Source organism: Arthrobacter woluwensis (assembly GCF_900105345.1).
Classification (GTDB): domain Bacteria; phylum Actinomycetota; class Actinomycetes; order Actinomycetales; family Micrococcaceae; genus Arthrobacter_E; species Arthrobacter_E woluwensis.
On sequence record NZ_FNSN01000003.1, the window covers coordinates 576,947 to 598,067 of the forward strand.

The following is a 21,121-nucleotide window of genomic DNA, read 5'->3' on the forward strand; positions in this document are numbered from 1 at the left end:
GCGAGGTTTACGCCGCGCCGTTCCGGGGGAGGACCATGAGGTGAATGGGCAGGTCGAGCTCGGGGTGCCAGGGCGCGGAGATCGTGGCGATGATCCGCCAGCCGCGCCGCTGGTAGAGCTGCACGGGGCGCTCGGCGGACGCGACGACGTCGAGCACCGGCAGGCCGTCGGCGGCAGCGGCCCGGGTGGCGCGTTCCAGGAGCGCCGAACCCACGCCGGATCCCGCCTGCGCCGGGTCGGTGAAGAGGACGCTCACGCAGCGCAGTTCCTCGATGTCCGCGTCGAGCGCCTCCGCCCACAGTCGTCCCTCGTCGCCGTCGTCGACCCGGGTGACCGCGACATGACCCAGCAGCGTGCCGTCGGCGGCTTCAGCCACCCAGGAGGCCAGCTCGCCGTCGCGCACGAGGAAGGACTCTGCGCCGCCGGGGAACGGCCAGACGAAGGGATAGCGGCTCGTGGGCTGCTGGCGTTCGAGCAGTTCGGCGAGTGCGGAGATGTCGCCGGGAACACGGGGGCGGATGGTGAACTCCATGAGGCCTCAGCGTAGAGGAACCGACGGGCGAAACGGCTCAGCGGAGGAGCCCCGCGGCGCGGAAGGCGCGGTCGTAGATCTCCCGGATGACGGACTCCTTGCGGGCGTTGTACTCCATGGAGTGTTCCCCCGCGGCGGTCGCCTCCGCTGAGGCGCGCAGCTTCGCGGCCTCGTAGCGTTCGCGATCATCGGGATTCCCGCGCAGCCAATCGCGGAAGATCCGGTGTTTGACCGGTTCCGGGCTGTCCGGGCCGAAGACATGCAGATGGCAGGCCGGTTCCTGCAGGGCGAGCATCCGGTGGCCGAACCACCAAGGCTCGCGGACCCGCAGGACGAATCCCTGCTGTTCGAGTGCCGGGACGTAGTCCTCCTCCCGGTCCGGGGCCGCGACGATCAGGTCGATGTCGATGGTCGGCTTGGCGGACAGCCCCGGCACGGAGGTGGAGCCCACGTGTTCGACGGCCAGCGCCCGCCAGCCGAGCGCGGCGCGGATCCGCACGGCCAGCGTCTCGAACAGCCCGGGCCACTCCGCCCGCGGCGGCACCACGGCGATGCCCGGGCTCGGCCCGGCGCCGTTCACATAGGGATCGGCGCCCTCCGGGGCCGGAGGTTCCTCGAAGCTGACGATGCTCTCTCTGCTCGGCATGGGGCCATCCTTCCACGCGGACGTCCGTCCTGTGCGCATCGAACAGGCCGGGCAGCAGGGCGAGATACGCAGAGTCACCGGTGCGCGGGACCGCCTGGCCCGTACACCGGTGACTCCGGGGCCTTAGCCCGTGTATCGATCAGTGAAGCTGTTGCCGGCGCTCGGGTTGTCGGGGGTTTCCACCGTCACCCCATTCTGGACCAAGGAGATTTTCTGGTCGGACGTCAGATTCGGGCTGATGCCGTTCTCCGTCAGATTGGTGAACGTGACCGGCGTGGTCTGCGCCATGGGAGCGATCGTGCCGTTGATCTGGGTGGCTTCGTGGATGTACTCAACGTCACTCGCGGAGCCCTTGTACGTCTGATTCGTCGTGAACGACTGTCCGGTGGTGTTGTTCTTGAGCGTAATGCTCCAGGTGGTGCCGCTCACTTTGGCCACCGTCCCCGTGATCGAGTTTCCAGGGGCCACGGCCAGGCTGATTCGGGTCTGCACCGCTGGCAAGATCTCCCACCAGGCGTAGTAGACGGCCTTCCCGTTAACGGTGTCTTCTTCGGTACCTGTCTGGATCAGATTGCTGTTCGACCAGCCGTCGATACCCACCCAGGTGGTGGCGTAACGGTCGGTGCTGGACGTGGTCACCGTCGGGACCGTCCAGGTGGCGGAGGCTGACGTGTAGCCGCCGTTGCTCTGGGCATACCCGGACCAGTTCCCGGAAGTGCTGGCAGACTTCTTGGCTTGCCCCACGTGGTGCGCGAAGCCGGCCGTGGTACTCGGAGCTTCTGAAGCGAGGGCGGGGGGCGTCGCTACGCTCGTGAGGAGCATTGCCGCCAGTGCGCCAGCGGCAATTCCTGTGAATTTCTTCATCGATCTTCTTTCGGGACGGCTTGCGCGCACGGCGATGTGCTCGCAAGCAGGGGAGGTACGGCCGAAACGGCCGATATGGTGTCATGTGCATGACAACATCTGTCACGATATACACGAAATGAGTGAATGTCCACGGGGATCCTGCAGCGTCGTGACCGGCCGTCTTGCCCGTTTCCGACCGATACGGCGCCGCCTCTTGCCCCGGACGCGCCGATCGCAGACGGTGGAGCCCACGTACCCGTCACGAGAGGAACCCATGCTCCCGCTCTCCCAGCACCTGCTGCCCGCCCTCGCCGAAGGCCTGCCCGGAGCCACCCCGGTGACCGTGCCCTCCTACGACCGCTCGCGGCTCACGGCGGGGATCGTCCACTTCGGGGTGGGCGGATTCCACCGGGCGCATCAGGCCATGTACCTGGACACCCTCATGAATCAGGGCGAGGCGTTCGACTGGGCCATCTGCGGCGTGGGCGTCCTCCCCAGCGACCGGCACATGCTCGACGTCATGGAAGCGCAGGACCATCTCTACACGCTGGTCGTCAAGCACCCGGACGGCCGTCGTGAGGCCCGCGTCATCGGCTCGATCGTGGACTACCTCTTCGCCCCCGACGACCCCGAGGCCGTGATCGAGAAGATGGCTTCCCCGGAGATCCGCATCGTCTCGCTGACCATCACCGAGGGCGGCTACAACTTCCACCACGTCACCGGCGAGTTCGACGACGCCGCCCCCGCCGTGCGGGCCGACCTCGCCGCGGGCGCCGTACCCGGCACCGTCTTCGGCCTGGTCACGGAGGCCCTCGCCCGGCGTCGTGCCCGGGGAGTGCCGCCCTTCACGGTGATGTCCTGCGACAACATCCAGGGCAACGGGGACGTGGCCCGCATGATGTTCACGGCATTCGCCCGGCTGCGGGACCCGGAGCTCGGCGCCTGGATGGAGGCCGAGGTGCCGTTCCCCAACTCGATGGTGGACCGCATCACCCCCGTCACCACCGACGCGGACCGTGCGGCCGTCCGCGACGACCACGGATACACCGACGCCTGGCCCGTGGTCTGCGAGCCGTTCACGCAATGGGTGCTGGAGGACCACTTCGTGCCCAGCGCGTCGGGTCCCGGACGGCCGCCCTACGAGGACGCCGGGGTGCAGCTCGTGCCGGACGTCGAACCGTACGAACTCATGAAGCTCCGCCTGCTCAACGCCAGCCACCAGGGCATGGGATATTTCGGCTACCTGGCGGGCCACCGCTACGCGCATGAGGCGGCGCAGGACCCCGATCTCGCCCGGTTCCTGCTCGACTACATGGACCTCGAGGCCACCCCCACCCTCCGCCCGGTGCCCGGCGTGGACCTGGACGCCTACAAGCGTCAGTTGATCGAGCGGTTCTCCAACGAGCACATCCGGGACACCCTGGCCCGGCTCTGCGCCGAGAGCTCGGACCGGATCCCCAAGTGGCTGGTCCCCGTGATCCGGGAGAACCTCGCGGCGTCAGATGCGGGGGAGGAGCGGGAGGTGGGCCGCAGTGCCGCGGTGGTCGCCTCCTGGGCGCGGTACGCGGAAGGCGTGGACGAGGCGGGGGCGCCGATCGCCGTCGTCGACCGCCTGAAGGAACCGCTCATGGCCGCCGCGGCACGGCAGGCGGAGGATCCGCTGGCGTTCGTCGCTCAGCGCGAGGTGTTCGGGGACCTGGTGGACGACCCGCGTTTCACCGAGCCGTACCTGTCGGCCCTGGGAAGCCTGCACGAGCGGGGCGCCGCGGCGACCGTGGCGGACCTGGCGGGCCCCGCCGGACGGGAAGGCTGAGCATGGCGCTCGTCGCGGGGATTGACACCTCCACCCAGTCGTGCAAGGTGACCATCCGGGATGCCGAGACCGGAACGGTGCTGCGCCAGGGCCGGGCCCGGCATTCGCAGGGCACCGAGGTGGACCCGGAACACTGGTGGGATGCGCTGCACGAGGCCCTGCGTCAGGCCGGGGGACTGGACGGCGTGGACGCGGTGTCGATCGCGGGACAGCAGCACGGCATGGTCTGCCTCGATGAACGGGGCGAGGTCATCCGGCCGGCGCTGCTCTGGAACGACGTGCGTTCCGCCCCGGACGCGGACCGTCTCGTGGCCACCGCCGGTCCCACTCCCGAGCTGGGCCGCGACTACTGGGCCCGCACCACGGGCACGGTCCCGGTCGCCTCGCTGACCGTGTCGAAGCTGCACTGGCTCGCCGCCAACGAACCGGCCAACGCCCGGAAAGTGGCCGCCGTCTGCCTCCCCCACGACTGGCTGCAGTGGCGCCTGTCCGGGCACGGTCCCGGCGACCCCGATCTGGACGCGCTGGTCACGGACCGCTCGGACGCCTCGGGCACCGGGTACTACTCGGCCGCGCAGGGGGCGTATCTGCCCGAGGTGGTCCGGAACGTGCTCGGGCACGACGTCGTCCTGCCGCGGGTGCTCGGCCCGCTCGAGTCCGCGGGGCGGCTTCCGTCGGGGCAGCTTCTGGCGCCCGGCGCCGGGGACAACGCCGCGGCGGCCCTCGGTGTCGGCGCACAGCTGGGGGACGTGGTCGTGTCCCTGGGGACGTCCGGCACGATCTTCGCGGTGTCCTCGGCCCCCAGCCACGATCCGGAGGGGGTGGTGGCGGGATTCGCAGACGCCACCGGAAACTACTTGCCCCTGGTCTGCACGCTCAATGCGGCGCGGGTCTTCGACGCCACGGCGCAGCTGCTCGGCGTGAAGCTCGATCGGCTGGACGCGCTGGCCAGTGCGGCCCGCCCCGGGTCCGGCGGGCTGACCATGGTGCCGTACTTCGAAGGCGAGCGCACCCCGAATCTGCCGCATGCGAAGGGCGGCCTCCACGGGATGACCCTGGAGAACTGGACCCCCGGCAATGTGGCGCGGGCGGCGTTCGAGGGCGTCATCGCCTCGCTCGCCCTGGGCCTCGACGCGCTGGAGGCCCAGGGCGCCAGGGCCCGGAGGGTCATTCTCATCGGCGGCGGCAGCCAGGCCCACACCGCGCGGGCCGTGGCGGCGGACGTGTTCGGCCTCCCGGTCCTCGTCCCCGACCCGGACGAGTACGTGGCGCGCGGCGCGGCGATCCAGGCGGCCGGAGTCCTGGCAGGTGCGTTCCCCGCGTGGCCGCAGGACGGTCACCTGGTGCCGCAGACCCTGGGCGACGGCGCAGCGCTCGCCGCCTTCCGGCACTGGTCAGCGGGGTATGGGGGCTGACCCGCTAAGCGAGGACGCCCAGGACGTGTTCGACGGCGTCGCCCACGGCGGCGCGCGCCGGGGCCGAGTACTTGCGGGGATCCGTCAGGGCCGGGTCCGCGGCCAGCGCGGACCGGACGGCGCCCGTGTAGGCGACATTCAGTGCGGTGCCGACATTGATCTTCACCATGCCGCGCTCCGCGCCGCTGCGCAGCTGATCGTCGGGGACACCCGAGGAGCCGTGCAGGACGAGCGGTACGGGGACTGCTTCCGCCAAGGCCTGGATGAGGTCCAGATCCAGCGTGGCGGTCTGTTCGGTCATGGCGTGCGAGGACCCGACGGCCACGGCCAGCGCGGCGACCCCGGTGTCTTCGACGAACCGACGTGCCTCGGCCGGGTCGGTGCGGACTCCCGGGGCGTGGGCCCCGTCCTTGCCGCCGATCTCGCCCAGCTCGGCTTCGATCCACACGCCGTGCTCGGCGCCCCATTCGACCATGGCCCGCGTCTGGGCGACGTTGTCGGCGAACGGGAGGTGCGCGCCGTCGTACATCGCGGAACTGGCGCCCAGCGCGGCGGCCCGCTGGACCAGGTCGATGTCCGTCACGTGGTCCAGGTGGAACGAGGCGTCCGCGCGGGATTCACGCGCGGCGGCGGTGATCGCGGCCGCGATGGCGGTGGGGGAGCCGTGGTATTTCACGGCGTTCTGGCTGAGCTGCAGGGTGACCGGCCGGCCCGCGCGCTCGGCGCCCGCGAGGATGCCCTGGGCGTGCTCCAGGGTGATGACGTTGAAGGCGACGACGGCGGCGCGGCGGGCCTGCGCATCGGCGACGAGTTCGGCGGTGGTGACGAGCGCCATGGTGTACTCCGAGGGTCTTGGGCTTCTGAGGTATTTCCAATAGTATTGGCTTAAATCCAACCAAATACAACCCTTTGCACTTCGATCCAGGGAAGCCGCCATGATCCTCACCGTCACCCCGAATCCGGCCATCGACTGGACCGTCACCACGGACTCCTTCGCCTTCGACGCGGTCAATGTCGCCACGGAAAGCACCCGCGAGGCGAGCGGCAAGGGCATCAACGTGTCCGTCGCGCTGCGGCGGAACGGCGTGCCCACGCAGGCCCTCTTCCCGGCCGGCGGGGGCACCGGAGTCTTCATGAGGGAGCAACTCGCTGGAATGGGCGTCGACGCCGTGGTGGTGCCCAGCGGTGCGGAGGTTCGGACGAACATCACCCTCCGCGTCCCCGGTCATGCGGGGACCAAGATCAACGAACCGGGGGCGCCCCTGGGGGAGGACCTTGCGCAGCGACTGATCGACGCGGTGCGCGTGGCGCTCTCCGAAGCACTCACGGCGTCCGACGGCGTGACCACCCTCGCCCTGTGCGGGAGCCTCCCGCCCGGCGCCCCGGAAGGGTTCCACCCCGCGCTCGTGAGGCTGGGCCGGGAGCTGGGCGCCGCCGTCGTCGTGGACGCGTCGGGAGAGGTGCTGAGCCGGGCGCTCGCGGCCGGGCCTGGGCTCGTGAAGCCGAATGTGCACGAACTGGCGGCCGAGACCGGCCGGGAGCTCGGCACGGTGGGAGACGTGGTGGACGCCGCCCGGGAGGTTCTGACCCGGGGCGCCGGGGCGGTCTTGGCGAGCCTGGGCGCCGACGGCATGGTCTACGTGGATGCCGGGCACGCGCTGCACGGCTGGGCCCGCGACGTGCGGGTGCTCAACACGGTGGGGGCCGGCGATGCGTCGCTGGCGGGCTTCCTCGCCGCGCGCGACGGCGGCGCGGAGCCGGCCGGGTGCCTGGCCTCCGCGATCCTGTACGCGTCCTCGGCGGTCGGCCACGCGACGACCCTCTTCGACCTGGACCCGGAATTGCGGGACCGGATCACGGTCACAGATGCGCCGGACGCGGCCCGGCCCCTCTCGGAGCCCGCGAAGGGCTGACGGGCTCCGCGAGTCGATGAGGGGTCACTCGTTGCCGGATGTCGGGCCCTCGGGCGACGTCAAGTGACCCCGCATCGGTGCCATCGGGCCTCCCGCCGTGACCGATCGGGCGTCACAATGGTCGGATGGAACCACAGGAACGCCAGGCCCGGATTCTCGATCTCGCGCGGGAGCAGGGGAAGGTCGAGGTCGCCTCGCTCGTGCCCGCGCTGGGCGCTGCCGCCGAGACCGTCCGCCGGGATCTGCGGGCCCTGGTGGACCGTGGCGTGCTGCGCCGGGTCCACGGCGGCGCCGTCGCGGTGGAGACGGCCGGTTTCGAATCCGACACCGGCTACCGGGCCACCGCCAACGTCGCGGAGAAGAGGCGCATCGCGGCGGCGGCCGCGGAGCTGCTGCAGGGGGCCGAGACGGTGTTCCTCGACGAGGGTTTCACGCCACGGCTCATCGCGGAGCAGCTTCAGACCGCACGGCGCCTGACCGTGGTGACCGCGTCCCTCCTCGCGGCGCAGGCCCTCTCGCGCAGCCCCGGGGTGACGGTGCTCCTCCTGGGCGGGCGCATGCGCGGCCACACCCTCGCGACCGTCGACCACTGGGCGCTGCGCATGCTCGGCGAACTGCAGATCGACGTCGCGTTCCTGGGAGCCAACGGCATCTCCCGCGAGCACGGCCTCACGACGCCGGACCCCGCCGTCGCCGCGATCAAACAGGAAGCGGTCCGGCAGTCCCGGCGGCGCATCCTGGTGGGCACCCACACCAAGTTCGGCGTCACCAGCTTCTGCCGCTTCGCCACGGTGCAGGACTTCGAAACGATCGTCACGGACGGCGCCCTCTCCGCGCACGAGGCCCAGCGGTACGAGACGCTCGGCCCGCGCGTGCTGCGCGTCTGACTCCGGCAGCGACCTGGCACGACGTCGGCGGACACCAAAGGCGGCCGCGTCGCCGTCGAGCCGGTCACCAATCGGTCACGCACAGCCACCCAAACGGTCGCCGGGGCGGGGCTGAACGCTGCCCATAATCGAGCTGTCCCCGCTTCGAACCCTGGGAGTCAGCACCATGCACAACGTCGTCATGCACCCCTTCTTCGCACGCCGCGTCCTCCAGCGCCGCTCCGGCACCCCGTCATCGGTCATCAATCCCGCAGTGATTGCCCGTTTCAGCCCGAATGACCACGCTGGGATGCCCGTTTCACCTGGGCGTATCGCGGACGGTGTGGCGGATGCCACAATCGATCGCAGCCAAGCAGTCAGCTTCGGGCGCAAACTCTAAGAGACGGGCAGACATGTACCCAGTGGAACGCCATCGATGGATCATCGAGACGGCCCGTGCGCAGGGCCGCCTCGAGGTTCCGGAGATCGCGGGGCAATTGGGCGTCGCCGTCGAGACGGTTCGCCGGGACCTGAACGTCCTGGAACGGCGCGGACTGATCCGCCGGGTCCACGGGGGAGCCATCCCCGTGGAGAAGCTCGGCTTCGAAAGCACGCTCCTGGCCCGCGGTTCCTCACACCCCGAGGCGAAGGCCAGAATCGCTCAGGCGGCGCTCGAGTACACGGACGAGGTGGAGTCGATCTTCATCGACGAAGGCTCCACGGCCGCCGCGTACGCAGCGCAGCTCCGGCCCAACCGGCCGGTCCTGGTGGTCACGAGCTCCCTACCGGTGGCCAGCCAGCTGGCGGTCCGTCCCCATCTGGACGTGGTCATCCTCGGAGGCCGGGTCCGTCCCAACACCCTCGGCGCCGTGGACCACTGGGCCACCGACATGCTCAGCCGGCTGGTCCTGGACCTCGCCGTCGTGGGCACCAACGGCGCCACCGGCAAACACGGGCTCACCTGCCCGGACTCCTCCGTGGCCGCCGTGAAATCCGCGGCGGTGAGAGCGAGCCGCCGGACGCTGCTGATCGCCGACGAATCGAAGTTCGGCGTCGATTCCAGCATCAAGTTCGCCGATCTCCATGACCTCGACGCCGTGGTCACGGAGAAGACCGTCCCGGAGTCCCACCTTCAGCCATTCCGTCGGCTCGGAGTCCAGATCACCCAGGTCTGAGCTGCGCCGAAGCAAACTGCGCCAGAACACCCGCATCACCACTCACCGCACTACACCCTTGCCTGAAACGGCCCTGGAAGAAAGAAAAACCGTGAAGATCCTGCCTACACCACGTCGCATCGCCGCGTCGCTCGCAGTCCTCGCCCTCGCCACCACGGCCCTGTCCGCCTGCTCCGGCGCAGGCGGCGGGGACGGTGCTGGAGACGCCCAGAGCATCAACGTCCTCATGGTGAACAACCCGCAGATGCTGGATCTCCAGAAGCTGACCGCGGACAACTTCACCAAGGAGACGGGCATCAAGGTCAATTACACCGTCATGCCGGAGAACGACGTCCGCGCCAAGATCAGCCAGGAGTTCTCCAGCCAGGCCGGCCAGTACGACGTCGCGTCCCTCTCCAACTACGAGATCCCGTTCTACTCGGCCAACAAGTGGCTCGCCCCGCTGGACGACACCGTCGCGAAGAACGCGGAGTTCGACCAGAAGGACATCCTCCCCGCCTACACGGCGTCCCTGACCGGCACGGATGGCAAGCTCTACGGCGAGCCCTTCTACGGCGAGTCCTCCCTGCTCATGTACCGCAAAGACGTGTTCCAGGCCAAGGGTCTGACCGTCCCGTCCAACCCCACGTGGGACCAGGTGGCCGATCTGGCGGCCAAGGCCGACGGCGCGCAGCCCGGCATGAAGGGCATCTGCCTGCGCGGCCAGCCGGGCTGGGGCCAGGTCTTCGCGCCGCTCACCACCGTGGTCAACACCTTCGGCGGCACCTGGTTCGACAAGGACTGGAACGCCCAGGTCAACGCCCCCGAGTTCAAGGCCGCCACGCAGTTCTACGTGGACCTGGTCCGCAAGCACGGCGAGGCCGGCGCGGCACAGGCGGGCTTCACCGAGTGCCTGAACAACATGGTCCAGGGCAAGGTGGCCATGTGGTACGACGCCTCCTCCGCCGGTGGCTCGCTGGAAGCCGACTCATCGCCGGTCAAGGGCAAGATCGGCTATGTCCAGGCCCCGGTGAAGCAGACCAAGCAGGCCGGCTGGCTCTGGACCTGGTCCTGGGGCGTCCAGGCCGCGTCGAAGAAGCAGGACGCGGCGGGCAAGTTCATCGCCTGGGCCAGCTCCAAGAAGTACGAGGAGCTCGTGGCCAAGCAGCTCGGCTGGGCCAAGGTGCCCTCCGGCAAGCGCAGCTCCACCTATGAGAACGCGGACTTCCAGAAGGCCGCCCCGTTCTTCAAGGCGGAGAAGGAGGCCATCCTGAGCGTCGATCCGAAGAACCCGGGCGTGCAGCCCCGCCCCACGGTCGGCATCCAGTTCGTGGGCATCCCCGAATTCGCCGATCTCGGCACCACCGTCTCCCAGGGTGTCAGCTCCGCGATCGCCGGGCAGACCAGCGTGGACGACGCCCTGAACAAGGGCCAGGAAGCCGCCACCAAGGTCGGCGACAAGTACAAGAAGTAACCCTTCCTTCGAACAGGGTGCGGCGTCCGTCCCGGGCGCCGCACCCACCAGGAGCCACCATGACCACCACAGCCTTGCCGGACACCGGCCGCCGCCTCGGACGGGCGCCGCTGCCCCGGCCGACGGCCCGCGAGCGCGCCACCGCGTGGGCGCGGCGGGCGCCCCTCATGCCCGCCCTCATCTTCCTGATCATCACCACGCAGCTGCCGTTCGTGGTGACGATCATCATCTCCTTCATGAACTGGAACGCCCTCAAGCCCACGGAGACGGGCTTCGCGGGGTTCAAGAACTACGTGGAGGTCCTCACCAACAACGACTTCCGCCAGGCCATCCTGGTCACGATCGTCCTCACGGTGTCCGTGGTCCTGGTCAGCCTGGTCATCGGCCTGGTGCTCGCCCTGCTGCTGAACCAGAAGTTCTTCGGCCGTGGCCTGGCGCGCACCCTGCTGATCGCGCCGTTCCTGGTGGTCCCGGTGGCCGCCGCCCTCGTGTGGAAGCACGCCATCCTCAACCCGACCTACGGCCTCATCAACGGCGTGCTGACCTGGATCGGCCAGCTCACCGGCAACGCCAACCCGCCGCAGCTCGATCTGCTGTCCACGCAGCCGCTCCTGGCCGTCATCCTGTCCCTGGTCTGGCAGTGGACCCCCTTCATGATGCTGATCCTGCTGGCCGGTCTGCAGTCCCGGCCCGCTGACGTCATGGAGGCGGCGCAGATGGACGGCGCCACGGGCTGGCAGGTCTTCCGCCACATCACCCTGCCGCACCTGCGGCAGTACCTGGAGCTGGGTGGGCTGCTGGGCGCCATCTACATCGTCCAGAACTTCGACGCCGTGTTCACGCTGACGTCGGGCGGGCTCGGCACCGCGAACCTCCCCTACGCCGTGTACCAGACGTTCTATTTCGCCAATGAGTACGGAGTCGCCTCGGCGGCCGGCGTGATCGTGGTGATCGGCAGCATCATCGTGGCCACGTTCGCCCTCCGCACCGTCTTCACCCTCTTCAAGAAGGAGGCCGCACGATGAGCAGCACCGCACTGACCGGCTCCGGCACCCGCCGCGGCGCCGGCGCCGACCCGGGGGCCGCGCCCCGCCGCCGTCGTAAGTCACGTCTGGACCCCACCCGCAACAACACGGCCGCCGGAATCATCGCCTGGCTGGCGGCCCTGTTCTTCGCCCTGCCCGTGCTGTGGATGGTGCTCACCTCCTTCCACAGCGAGCAGGACGCGGCCACCAATCCGCCGTCCGTGGCGGCGTCGCTGACCCTGGACTCCTACGCCCAGTTCTTCGGCTCCAGTTCCGGCGTCAGCCCCTGGCCGCCGCTCATCAACTCGGCGATGGCGAGCGTCTTCTCCACCGTCCTGGTGCTGCTGCTCGCGATCCCCGCCGCCTACGCGCTGTCCATCAAGCCCGTGAAGAAGTGGACGGACGTGCTGTTCTTCTTCCTCTCGACCAAGATGATGCCCGTGGTCGCCGCCGTGCTGCCGCTCTACATCTTCGCCAAGAGCTCCGGGTCGCTGGACAACATCTGGTTCCTCATCCTCATGTACACCTCGATGAACCTGCCGATCGCGGTGTGGATGATGCGGTCCTTCCTGGCCGAGGTGCCGGTGGAGATGCTGGAGGCGGCGCAGCTCGACGGCGCCAGCCTGGTGCTCACGCTCCGCAAGGTGATCGCCCCGGTCGCGATGCCCGGCATCGCCGCCACGAGCCTGATCTGCTTCATCTTCTCGTGGAACGAACTCCTCCTGGCCCGCGTCCTCACGGGAGTCCGGGCCGGGACCAGCCCCGTGTTCCTCACGGGTTTCGTCACGAGCCAGGGCCTCTTCCTGGCCCAGGTCTGCGCGGCGGCCGTGGTCATCTCGCTGCCGGTCCTGGTGGCCGGGTTCGCCGCTCAGGACAAGCTCGTCCAGGGCCTCTCCCTGGGTGCGGTGAAATGAGGGCCGCGCTCGTCACCGAGCCCGGCCGGCTGGAGGTGGTGGATTTGCCGGACCCCACGCCCCGGCCCGGCGACCTCCTCCTCAAGGTGGCCTCGGCCGGGATCTGCGGCACCGATCTGCACATCCTGCACGGGGGCTTCGCGCAGTCGCTGCCGCTGGTCCCCGGACACGAGTTCGCGGGTGAAGTGGTGGCCGTGGGCTCGGAGGTCACCGGGTTCCGGGTGGGAGACCGCGTCACGGCGGATCCGAACATGCCGTGCGGGCACTGCCCCTATTGCCGCGTGGGGCGGGGCAACCTCTGTGACGATTTCCAAGCCCTCGGGGTCAGCGAAGCGGGCGCCATGGCCGAGTACGTGAGGGTGCCCGCGCCCTTGGCGGTGAAGCTCCCGGAACACCTCGCGCTGGAGGACGCCGCGCTGGTCGAGCCACTGTCCTGCGCCATCCACGCCTTCGACGTCCTCTCCCTCCGCCTGGGCGCGCGCGTGCTCATCTACGGCGCGGGGACCATGGGGCTCATGCTCCTGCAGCTCGCCAAACAGGCGGGGGCGACCAGCGTGCACCTCGTGGATCTCAACCCGGACCGCCTGGCGACCGTGGACCTGCTGGGCGCCACGGGCGCGGCGGCCTCCGCCGAGGAGTTCGACCGCCCCCAGGGCTGGGACGTGGTCATCGACGCCACGGGCAATCCGCGGGCGATCGCCGACGCGCTCGGCAGGGTCTCCAAGGGCGGGACCTATCTGCAGTTCGGGGTGCCGCCGGAGGACGCCCGGGTGGAATTCGACCCGTTCCGCGTCTACAAACACGAGATCAGCATCCTCGGATCCATGGCCGTGCTGCACAGTTTCGAACGGGCCGCAGACCTGTTCGCCACGGGACTGATCCCGCCCGAGATCTTCATCAGTCACCGCTTCCCCCTCGAACAGGCGCCGGAGGCGATGGCGCTGTTCGCCGCGGGGCACGGACGCAAGGTCCTCGTCCAGCCCGGGGCCTGAGTCCCCACCGGTTCCGCTCCGCCGACCCTGCACCCCACCACTCATCCGCTTCAGCACCAGCACCAGAGAAGGACAACCCATGCCGCACCTCAACTCCGTCCTCGTCGTCGGGGACAAGTTCATCCCCACCGGGAGCTACGCCGAGCACCTGGACGGCTCCGGCCTGGCCGTGAACTACATTGACTGGTCGGGAGAGAAGGCCGAGCAGCACGCCCTCCAGACGATCATGGAGCACCAGGGCCCGAACTCCGTGGGCACGCCTCCCGAGATGCTGGAGAACATCGCGGAGGCCGAGGCCATCGCCTTCCACTTCGCCCCGGTCACCAAGGAGCTTCTGGACGCCGCGCCCCGGCTGAAGCTCATCTCGGTGGCCCGCACCGGCGTCGAGAACATCGACGTGGAGGAGGCCACGCGCCGCGGCATCGGCGTGGTGCAGGCGCTCGGCCGGAACGCGGGCGCGGTCGCGGAGCTGCAGATCGCGCTCATGCTGGCGGAGTCCCGCAATGTGGCCCGGGCCGACGCCAGCGTGAAGGCGGGCGGCTGGCGCAAGGACTTCCCGGGGGCGCGGGTGGAGATCCACGGTCGCACCGTCGGGATGGTGGGATTCGGGCACGTGGGGCGGATCTTCAGCGAGCGCATCTCCGGGTTCCGGCCGCGGCTGCTGGCTTTCGACCCCTACGCGAGCGGCGTCGCCCTGGCCGCCTCCGGTGTCGAGCGTGCGGAGAGCCTGGACGACGTCTTCCGCGAGAGCGACTTCGTGCTGGTCCAGGCGCGTCTGACCCCGGAGACCGAGCGGTTCATCGGCGCGGAGCAGTTCGCGCTGCTGAAGCCCGAGGCGTACTTCGTCAACGTCTCCCGCAGCCGCCTCGTGGACTACGACGCCCTCTACGACGTGCTCGCGGCGGGCCGGATCTCGGGCGCCGGGCTGGACGTCTTCGACGCGGAACCCCTCGCGGAGGACGACCGCTTCCGCAGCCTCGACAACGTCACCATCACCACGCACTTCGGCGGCGACACCGAGGACACCAACGCCATGTCCGCGCGCCTGGTCGCCGAGGCCATCCTCGAATTCCGGGAGCACGGCCGGATCGAGCGCGCGCTCAACGCCCGGGAGCTCGGATGGCGCTGAGCTCGGCGCGGTACTTCCTGGGCCTCGACGCCGGCCAGACCTTCACCAAGGCGGTGCTCTTCACGGAGGACGGCCGACAGGTGGCGCGGGGTGCGGCGTCGGTGGCGACTTCCTCGCCCCGCGCGTCGTGGCAGGAACGGGATCTCGAGGACGTGTGGCGCGCGGCCGCCGAGGCGATCCGCGAGTGCCTGGTGTCCGCCGGGGTGGTCGGCGCGCAGGTGGCCGGCGTGGGCGTCTGCGGCCACAATGACGGCGCCTATCTCGTGGACGACGACGGCGCCCCCACCCGCGCGGCCATCCTCGCCACGGATTCCCGCGCCGTTGCCGAGGCGGCCGAACTGGGAGAGGGCGCCCGCGGCGCGGCGGCCTTGGCGGCGACCGGGCAGATCCCCGCACCCTACAGTCCCTCCGCCCTCCTGCTGTGGCTCGAACGGCACGAGCCGGAGACCCTCGCGAAGACCCGCTGGTACCTGTTCTGCAAGGACTGGCTGCGGTTCAGACTGACCGGTGAGATCGCGACGGACCCGTCCGAGGCGAGCGCGTCGTTCACCGGGCTGCACGAGCAGGAGTGGTCCGACGAGGCGCTGCGGATCTACGGCCTCGGGGCGTACCGCGAGCTGCTGCCGCCGCTGCGGGCGAGTTCCGCCGTCGCCGGTCACGTGACCCGGGCCGCGGCGGAGGAGACCGGACTGGCACCGGGCACCCCCGTGGTGACCGGGGCGCACGACGTGGACGCGGCGGCCCTCGGGATCGGGGCGATCGAAGTGGGGTCGCTGAGCGTCGTCATGGGCACGTTCAGCATCAACCAGGTGGTGTGGGACGCGCCGGTCGGCGACCCGCGCTGGCAGGCCCGGTCCTTCCTGGAGCGCGGGCGCTGGCTGCACATGTCGACGTCGCCCAGCAGCGCGTCCAACTTCGAGTGGGCCATGCGGAACTGGGGTGGCGGGGCCGATTACGCGGAGGTCATCGAGGCGGCGCGGCTGCTGGATCCGGCGGCTTATCGCGAGGCGCCCCACTTCCTGCCGTACCTGTACGGGGCGCCGCTGGGTCACGGCGCCGACGGCGCGCAGCTGAGCGGCCTGCGCGGCAGCCACGACCGTCACGATGTGTTCCGCGCGGTCCTGGAAGGCGTCGCGCACCAGCACCGCTGGCATGTGGACGCACTGCGGTCGGCCTTCACGTTCTCCGGCGCGGCGCGGCTGTGCGGTGGCGGGGCGAAGAGCGAGCCGTGGACGCAGCTCATGTCCGATGTGCTGAACGTGCCACTCGAGGTCACCGACTCCACCGAGGCCGGCGCCCGGGGTGCGGCGCTCCTGGCCGCGATCGGCGTCGGGGCGTACTCCGGTCTGACGGAAGCCGCCGTCGCCGCCGTGACGGTGGTCCGACGCCACGAGCCGCAGCACCACTGGGGTTCGGTCCTCGATGACCGGTACGCGGAGTTCCTGACCCTGATGCGCTAGGCCCTCATCTCCCCTCTCCTTCGAACGACTGCTCCCTACGATGCTCTTTTTCCGGGATTTCGGTCCGGAACGGCATCCCATGAAGCAGTCGATGGGCGAGCGCAGTCGATGGGGGCGGGGGACTCAGACCACCTGGATCTCGAGGCCCGCGGCGCGGAGCGTGGCGAGCTGGTCCGGGGTGACGCCGTCGTCGGTGATGAGGAGGTCGATGTCCTCGAGGGTGGCGTGCTGCACGGTGCTGATCGAGCCGATCTTGCTGTGGTCGCACAGCAGGATCCGACGGCGCGCGCTCGCGAGCATGGCGCGCTTGACGTGCGCTTCGGCGGGGTCGGGCGTGGTGAGGCCGCGCTCGGGGTGCAGGCCGTTGGTGCCGAGGAACGCGACGTCGGCGTTCAGCTCCGCGAGCGAGCGCAGGGCCCACTCATCCACCTCGGCCAGGGTGCGGGAGCGCACGCGGCCGCCCAGCGTGAACACGTCCAGTTGCGCGTGACCGAGCAGTTTCAGGGCGATCGGCAGGGTGTTCGTGAAGACGGTGAGTGCGGGACCGGGCGGGAGGAGCTCAGCGAGGCGTTCGGTGGTCGAGCCGGCGTCGAGGAGGATCGAACCGCCGACGGGCAGGTGGCCGAGCGCAGCTTCGGCGATGCGGGTCTTCTCGCGGGCGAACCCGGTGCGCTCCTGGACGGGGGCCTCGAAGGACGCGGATTCGGCGGGGATCGCGCCGCCGTGGACCCGCTGGAGCTGGCCGTGGCGCTCCAGATGGATGAGGTCCTTGCGGATGCTCTCGATGCTGACATCGAAGGACTCGGCGAGGTCGCGGGTGTCGACCCGGCCGGCCGCGCGGAGGAGCGCCAGGATGCGCTGCTGGCGTTCGCCGGCGAAGACGGCGCGCTCGTCGGGTCCGTTGAGGCTCATGTTTTCCTGCCGCTGGTCGGGTGTCTGGGTCCAGATTACCGAGTGGGCGGGGCTGTCCGGGGGCGGGCACGACGGCGGCACGCCCCGGCGCCACGCGAACGCGGCAGCGGGACAACTCCGGGGGGTGTCCCGCATCGAACGCCGAACGGGCGGGCGGACGCTGCGCGGGTGCTCCCGCCGGCGCTCCACTCCGGCGAACTCGCCGTGCGGTGTGGCGCGGCCATGGGCCGGAATGCCGTCAATGAGCTCCCTCGGGGGACAGGAACTCCAAACGGTTCCCGTTGTTGTCCCAGAGGTAGAAGCGCCTCATCCCTGGGAAGTTCTCGTCCCAGTTCACCGTGAGGCCGAAGTGATTGATTCGCTGAGCCAGGGCATCGATGTCTCTCACCAGAATTCCTGGATGAGCTTTTTTCTGGGGTTTGAAGTCGTCCTCCGCACCCAGGTGGATTTCGAGGTCGTCGGCCCGCACCCAAAGTCCGCCGCGCGCCGCCAGCGCTGGTGGTTTCTGCACCTCCGAGAGCCCCAGGATCTCCACGTAGAACTTGCGGCACGCTTCCTCTCCGCCCTGGGGAAAGGCCAGCTGCACGTGGTGGAGTCCCCAGCCGATGGCTGTGTGCACGGGAGTTGTTTCGTAGCTATCCGGTTGGGGCATCAATGCTCCTTCGACGGTATGAAGTCGGCCTTGCAGAGGTTCGGGCGCCGCATGATGCACGACCGGCGGAACGTGATGACACAAGGCCGGTCTGCGGCCGGGCTCGGTTCAGTCATTGGCCCACCTCGCGGTCCCGTGGGCTGTCCTCATGTCGAGTGCCCGCAGGCCCGCGGGATCCGCGTGGGTCTGATGGTAACCGGGGCGTGGTCACATCGCGGTCGAAGGAAGGTGCGCGGCCCAGGTGACAGTGTGCTCGTCGGGTCTGCTGACGATTGTGGCCTCAACGCCGAACGGGCGGGTGGACGCCGCGCGGGTGCTCCCGCCGGGGCTCCACCCGCCCGCCGGTTCACTCGGCGTGCGGAGATCGGCTCACTTCTCGGGCGTGTACGTGCAGCGCGCGGAGCCGTAGGGCGTGTTGCTCTCCTGCTTCGACACGGACCTTCCGTCGACCAGGATCTCGCAGCCGTAGGCCGGGCTGTTGTTGTCCCGGTCCTCGCCGCGGACGGTCATGGTGAGGGTGCCGTCGGACTTGGCCTGGACGGTGCTCGTGGAGTCGGCGTCGACCTCGACGTAACGGTTGCTGGAGCTCTGGGCTCCGCTGGCCGACCAGCGAGAGTTCACCGAGGCCTTGCCGTTCGTGGTCACCTTGAATTCGACGGACACGTCCTTGGAGGGCTTGGGGCTCGTGTAACGGGAGAACGACTTGTAGTAGTAGCAGCTCGCGCTCGCGTACTTGCCCTCGCCGGTCTCCTTGGCCACGGTGGTCCCGTCCACCACGATCTCGCAGCTGATCTTGGCATCGGTGGCCGAACTGCTGGTCGGGTTCGCCGAGATGCGCAGGGAGTCCTTGGCCTGAGCGGTGAACTCCGTGGTCTGATCCTTGCTGATGCTCACTTCGGAGGTCCCTGTCGGGGTGGACCAGCGGACATCCGTCGGCGTCGAGGTGGTGACGATGTACTTGACGGACACCTGCTTGTTCCGGTCCTCGTTGTACGTCTTGAGCGGATCGGGACCCTCCGCGATGCTGGTCAGCGCCGCGAAGGCGAGCATCGCGAGGATCGAGCCGAGCACTCCGACCAGACCCAGGCCTGCGCCGAACCACGCCATGACCGTGCCGCCGAACTTCTTCACGAGCGACACCACGCCGAGCGTGATGGCGGCGAGGCCGGCGACGAGCGCCACGACGTTGACGACCGGGATCCAGGCGAACACCAGGGAGGCGATGCCACAGATCAGGGCGGCGATCGCCAGCCCCTTGGGCCCCGACGACGCCGGCGGCAGGCCACCGTACTGGGGCGCACCATAGCTTGGACCTCCATAGCCCGGGCCGCCGTAGCCGGGGCCACCCGTGCCTGCGCCGCCCTGGCCACCCTGGCCGAACCCGCCGTACTGCTGGGGTCCGCCATAGGGGGTGCCGGGCGCCTGCCCCGGACGGGGCTGGCCGGGATAGGACTGGCCGGGCTGGCCTTGCTGAGCCTGGCCGGGGTAGGACTGGCCGGGCTGAGGCTGGCCCGAGGAAGCCTGGCCCGGGTAGGGCGATCCGGTGGGAGCACCAGGACCCCGGTACGGCTGACCCGGTTGCTGCTGACCAGGCTGTGCCTGACCAGGCGCCGCCGGACCGGGCGTGCCCTGTCCGTGGTTGGCCTGGCCGGGGTTGCCCTGACCGGGCGTTCCCTGGCCCGGATACGGCGGAGCCGGGGTGTTGCGAGGTTGGTCTTCTGGCTGTCGTCCGTCGGGTCCCGAGCCGGCGGAAGGGGTGTTGTGCGACATGGTGCTCTCCGAGTGATAGTCAAGCGACTGTAGTTACCGCTTGACACCATCCTAAAGGCGGCGAGTCCGGCGGGCATCTGCGAAGTGAGGGGACGACTCCCCATTGACAGGTCCGCGGGAACGTCGAACGGGACCCGGTGACGCGCCGTCGTCGGGGCCGGTCGTCGTGGCCCGCCGTCGTCCGGGGCCGGGAGCGAGTCGGTCAGGCGAGCAGGTCGACCTCGCGCGGTTCTTTCACCAGCGAGACCCCGATGAACGAGATCACGGCGGCCAGGGCGATGTAGAGGCCGATCACCCAGGAGGAGTGGAACTGGTTGAGGAGTGCGTCGGCGATCATCGGGGCGAAGGCTCCGCCGAGCACGGCGCCGAGGGCATAACCGATGGAGACGCCCGAGTAGCGGACCTTCGCCGGGAACATCTCCGCGTAGAGGGCGGCCTGCGGGCCGTAGGACAGTCCGAGCCCCAGCGTCATGACGAAGAGTGCGACGAAGTAGAGGACGATGTTCCGGGAATCGATGAGGAACCACATCGGGATGGCCCAGACGGCCAGGAGGATGTAGCCGAGCTGGAAAGTCCGCACTCGCCCCAGGCGGTCGGAGAGGTGACCGCCCCAGAGTGTGAAGATCAGCCAGCCGAACGAGGCCAGCGCGGTGGCCAGGAGGACGCTCGGACGGTCCATGCGCAGTGCGGTCGAGGCGTAGGCCGCGAAGTACGCGATGAGCAGGTAACCCGCCGCGTTGTTGGCGATGAAGATGATCGCGGTGAGGATGACCTGGCGGGTGTGGTGGCGGAACAGTTCACCGAGGGGTGCGGAGGATTCCTTGCGACGGCGTACAAGTTCGTCGAAGACCGGGCTTTCCTCGACGGCGCGGCGGATCACGAAGCCGACGACGATCAGCACGATCGAGAGCAGGAAGGGTACCCGCCAGCCCCAGCTCAGGAAAGCTTCCTTGGACATCGAGCTGGTGAGGGCCCAGAGAGTGAAGGTCGCCAGGATCATGCCGATGGGCACGCCGATCTGCGGGAACGCGCCGAAGAGGCCGCGCCGGTTCTTCGGGGCGTGCTCGACGGCCATGAGTGCCGCTCCGCCCCATTCGCCGCCGGCTGAGAAGCCCTGCAGGATCCGGAGGAGAATCAGCAGGATCGGGGCCGCGATGCCGATGGCGTTGTAGTCCGGCAGGAACCCGATGAGAGAGGTCGAGAGGCCCATCATGACGAGGGTCAGGACCAGCATCTTCTTTCGGCCCAGGCGGTCACCGAGGCGGCCTGCCACGACCGCGCCGAGAGGGCGGAAGAGGAAGGAGATGCCGATCGTGGCGAAGGAGAGCACCTGAGCGAGGGCCGGGTTTTCGCGGGAGACGGGTGCCAGGAAGAGCGGGGCCAAGACGAGGGCGGCGGCCTGGGCGTAGATGAAGAAGTCGTACCACTCGATGGACGTCCCCACGAGCGTTCCGGCGAGGACCTTGCGTTCTTCGGAGGAGAGATTCCGGCCCCGGGCGGGAGCGATGGCAGGTGACGACATGCGAACTCCATTGTTCTGTTCCTGCGCGCGGGCGGATCTGCCGCGCGTTGATGACCGAATGTTCGGTAAGTTAGCGAGAGCATACT

General features: G+C 69.5%; 20 protein-coding genes. 12 read left to right on the forward strand and 8 right to left on the reverse strand.

All coding sequences use genetic code 11. The annotated features are described in order from the left end of the window. Positions 1 to 7: 7 nt before the first annotated feature. From BLV63_RS03265 to BLV63_RS03275, 3 genes are all read right to left on the reverse strand, one after another. Entirely contained in the window at positions 8 to 532 is a 525-nt protein-coding gene (locus BLV63_RS03265) for a GNAT family N-acetyltransferase (RefSeq protein ID WP_066213998.1), read from the reverse strand. 37 nt (positions 533 to 569) lie between these two features. Continuing rightward, a complete protein-coding gene (locus BLV63_RS03270; protein ID WP_066214001.1) occupies positions 570 to 1,178 on the reverse strand; it encodes a GrpB family protein in 609 nt (202 codons plus the stop codon). A gap of 123 nt (positions 1,179 to 1,301) precedes the next feature. Continuing rightward, positions 1,302 to 2,042, reverse strand: a complete 741-nt coding sequence (locus BLV63_RS03275) for a G1 family glutamic endopeptidase (protein WP_082724129.1) — start codon at positions 2,040 to 2,042, stop codon at positions 1,302 to 1,304. Positions 2,043 to 2,298: 256 nt separating this feature from the next. On the opposite strand from BLV63_RS03275, the gene BLV63_RS03280 reads away from it, so the two are divergent. Continuing rightward, positions 2,299 to 3,837 (forward strand): mannitol dehydrogenase family protein, encoded by a 1,539-nt coding sequence (locus BLV63_RS03280; RefSeq protein ID WP_066214007.1) that lies wholly within the window; start codon positions 2,299 to 2,301, stop codon positions 3,835 to 3,837. Between the two features lie 2 nt (positions 3,838 to 3,839). Continuing rightward, on the forward strand, positions 3,840 to 5,252 hold the full coding sequence (gene xylB, locus BLV63_RS03285; protein ID WP_066214010.1) for a xylulokinase: 1,413 nt from the start codon (positions 3,840 to 3,842) through the stop codon (positions 5,250 to 5,252). 4 nt (positions 5,253 to 5,256) lie between these two features. Here xylB and BLV63_RS03290 read toward each other — a convergent pair whose 3' ends face one another. After that, the gene (locus tag BLV63_RS03290) at positions 5,257 to 6,087 is read right to left on the reverse strand and encodes a class II fructose-bisphosphate aldolase (RefSeq protein ID WP_066214013.1); all 831 of its coding nucleotides are present in this window, start codon (positions 6,085 to 6,087) and stop codon (positions 5,257 to 5,259) included. A 100-nt stretch (positions 6,088 to 6,187) separates the two neighbouring features. On the opposite strand from BLV63_RS03290, the gene BLV63_RS03295 reads away from it, so the two are divergent. The 10 genes from BLV63_RS03295 (at position 6,188) to BLV63_RS03335 (ending at position 16,179) form a co-directional block, all read left to right on the forward strand. Then, positions 6,188 to 7,165, forward strand: a complete 978-nt coding sequence (locus BLV63_RS03295) for a 1-phosphofructokinase family hexose kinase (RefSeq protein ID WP_066214016.1) — start codon at positions 6,188 to 6,190, stop codon at positions 7,163 to 7,165. A gap of 125 nt (positions 7,166 to 7,290) precedes the next feature. Then, positions 7,291 to 8,052: a DeoR/GlpR family DNA-binding transcription regulator gene (locus BLV63_RS03300; RefSeq protein WP_066214019.1), complete on the forward strand. Its 762-nt coding sequence runs from the start codon at positions 7,291 to 7,293 to the stop codon at positions 8,050 to 8,052. A gap of 166 nt (positions 8,053 to 8,218) precedes the next feature. After that, complete coding sequence (locus BLV63_RS18260; protein ID WP_139244631.1) at positions 8,219 to 8,431, forward strand: hypothetical protein; 213 nt, start codon at positions 8,219 to 8,221, stop codon at positions 8,429 to 8,431. A gap of 13 nt (positions 8,432 to 8,444) precedes the next feature. Next, on the forward strand, positions 8,445 to 9,206 hold the full coding sequence (locus BLV63_RS03305; RefSeq protein WP_066214026.1) for a DeoR/GlpR family DNA-binding transcription regulator: 762 nt from the start codon (positions 8,445 to 8,447) through the stop codon (positions 9,204 to 9,206). Between the two features lie 91 nt (positions 9,207 to 9,297). Beyond that, complete coding sequence (locus tag BLV63_RS03310; RefSeq protein ID WP_243874665.1) at positions 9,298 to 10,659, forward strand: ABC transporter substrate-binding protein; 1,362 nt, start codon at positions 9,298 to 9,300, stop codon at positions 10,657 to 10,659. Between the two features lie 59 nt (positions 10,660 to 10,718). Next, positions 10,719 to 11,684: a carbohydrate ABC transporter permease gene (locus tag BLV63_RS03315; RefSeq protein WP_082724130.1), complete on the forward strand. Its 966-nt coding sequence runs from the start codon at positions 10,719 to 10,721 to the stop codon at positions 11,682 to 11,684. Continuing rightward, positions 11,681 to 12,598, forward strand: a complete 918-nt coding sequence (locus BLV63_RS03320; protein ID WP_074783977.1) for a carbohydrate ABC transporter permease — start codon at positions 11,681 to 11,683, stop codon at positions 12,596 to 12,598. Before BLV63_RS03315 ends, BLV63_RS03320 begins: the two co-directional genes overlap by 4 nt. Further along, on the forward strand, positions 12,595 to 13,590 hold the full coding sequence (locus BLV63_RS03325; RefSeq protein WP_066214031.1) for a zinc-dependent alcohol dehydrogenase family protein: 996 nt from the start codon (positions 12,595 to 12,597) through the stop codon (positions 13,588 to 13,590). Before BLV63_RS03320 ends, BLV63_RS03325 begins: the two co-directional genes overlap by 4 nt. A 79-nt stretch (positions 13,591 to 13,669) precedes the next feature. Beyond that, the gene (locus BLV63_RS03330) at positions 13,670 to 14,719 is read left to right on the forward strand and encodes a 2-hydroxyacid dehydrogenase (RefSeq protein ID WP_066214034.1); all 1,050 of its coding nucleotides are present in this window, start codon (positions 13,670 to 13,672) and stop codon (positions 14,717 to 14,719) included. After that, a complete protein-coding gene (locus BLV63_RS03335; RefSeq protein WP_066214038.1) occupies positions 14,710 to 16,179 on the forward strand; it encodes an FGGY-family carbohydrate kinase in 1,470 nt (489 codons plus the stop codon). Before BLV63_RS03330 ends, BLV63_RS03335 begins: the two co-directional genes overlap by 10 nt. Before the next feature lie 123 nt (positions 16,180 to 16,302). On the opposite strand, the gene BLV63_RS03340 is transcribed toward BLV63_RS03335, so the two are convergent. The 4 genes from BLV63_RS03340 to BLV63_RS03355 form a co-directional block, all read right to left on the reverse strand. Continuing rightward, on the reverse strand, positions 16,303 to 17,091 hold the full coding sequence (locus tag BLV63_RS03340; protein WP_066214040.1) for a DeoR/GlpR family DNA-binding transcription regulator: 789 nt from the start codon (positions 17,089 to 17,091) through the stop codon (positions 16,303 to 16,305). 238 nt (positions 17,092 to 17,329) lie between these two features. Then, positions 17,330 to 17,743: a VOC family protein gene (locus tag BLV63_RS03345; protein ID WP_066214045.1), complete on the reverse strand. Its 414-nt coding sequence runs from the start codon at positions 17,741 to 17,743 to the stop codon at positions 17,330 to 17,332. 369 nt (positions 17,744 to 18,112) lie between these two features. After that, entirely contained in the window at positions 18,113 to 19,513 is a 1,401-nt protein-coding gene (locus tag BLV63_RS18265; protein ID WP_139244632.1) for a DUF4190 domain-containing protein, read from the reverse strand. A 202-nt stretch (positions 19,514 to 19,715) separates the two neighbouring features. Then, positions 19,716 to 21,035 carry an MFS transporter gene (locus BLV63_RS03355; RefSeq protein WP_066214050.1) on the reverse strand — a complete coding sequence of 440 codons (1,320 nt, stop codon included), beginning with the start codon at positions 21,033 to 21,035 and terminating at the stop codon, positions 19,716 to 19,718. Between the last annotated feature and the right edge of the window lie 86 nt (positions 21,036 to 21,121).

Coding starts and splice junctions, on each gene's coding strand:
- BLV63_RS03320 (WP_074783977.1), top strand. CDS start 11,681: ATGAGCAGCACCGCACTGACCGGCTCCGGCACCCGCCGCGGCGCCGGC.
- BLV63_RS03355 (WP_066214050.1), bottom strand. CDS start 21,035: ATGTCGTCACCTGCCATCGCTCCCGCCCGGGGCCGGAATCTCTCCTCC.
- BLV63_RS03300 (WP_066214019.1), top strand. CDS start 7,291: ATGGAACCACAGGAACGCCAGGCCCGGATTCTCGATCTCGCGCGGGAG.
- BLV63_RS18260 (WP_139244631.1), top strand. CDS start 8,219: ATGCACAACGTCGTCATGCACCCCTTCTTCGCACGCCGCGTCCTCCAG.
- xylB (WP_066214010.1), top strand. CDS start 3,840: ATGGCGCTCGTCGCGGGGATTGACACCTCCACCCAGTCGTGCAAGGTG.
- BLV63_RS18265 (WP_139244632.1), bottom strand. CDS start 19,513: ATGTCGCACAACACCCCTTCCGCCGGCTCGGGACCCGACGGACGACAG.
- BLV63_RS03290 (WP_066214013.1), bottom strand. CDS start 6,087: ATGGCGCTCGTCACCACCGCCGAACTCGTCGCCGATGCGCAGGCCCGC.
- BLV63_RS03295 (WP_066214016.1), top strand. CDS start 6,188: ATGATCCTCACCGTCACCCCGAATCCGGCCATCGACTGGACCGTCACC.
- BLV63_RS03315 (WP_082724130.1), top strand. CDS start 10,719: ATGACCACCACAGCCTTGCCGGACACCGGCCGCCGCCTCGGACGGGCG.
- BLV63_RS03335 (WP_066214038.1), top strand. CDS start 14,710: ATGGCGCTGAGCTCGGCGCGGTACTTCCTGGGCCTCGACGCCGGCCAG.
- BLV63_RS03270 (WP_066214001.1), bottom strand. CDS start 1,178: ATGCCGAGCAGAGAGAGCATCGTCAGCTTCGAGGAACCTCCGGCCCCG.
- BLV63_RS03345 (WP_066214045.1), bottom strand. CDS start 17,743: ATGCCCCAACCGGATAGCTACGAAACAACTCCCGTGCACACAGCCATC.
- BLV63_RS03275 (WP_082724129.1), bottom strand. CDS start 2,042: ATGAAGAAATTCACAGGAATTGCCGCTGGCGCACTGGCGGCAATGCTC.
- BLV63_RS03340 (WP_066214040.1), bottom strand. CDS start 17,091: ATGAGCCTCAACGGACCCGACGAGCGCGCCGTCTTCGCCGGCGAACGC.
- BLV63_RS03325 (WP_066214031.1), top strand. CDS start 12,595: ATGAGGGCCGCGCTCGTCACCGAGCCCGGCCGGCTGGAGGTGGTGGAT.
- BLV63_RS03305 (WP_066214026.1), top strand. CDS start 8,445: ATGTACCCAGTGGAACGCCATCGATGGATCATCGAGACGGCCCGTGCG.
- BLV63_RS03330 (WP_066214034.1), top strand. CDS start 13,670: ATGCCGCACCTCAACTCCGTCCTCGTCGTCGGGGACAAGTTCATCCCC.
- BLV63_RS03280 (WP_066214007.1), top strand. CDS start 2,299: ATGCTCCCGCTCTCCCAGCACCTGCTGCCCGCCCTCGCCGAAGGCCTG.
- BLV63_RS03265 (WP_066213998.1), bottom strand. CDS start 532: ATGGAGTTCACCATCCGCCCCCGTGTTCCCGGCGACATCTCCGCACTC.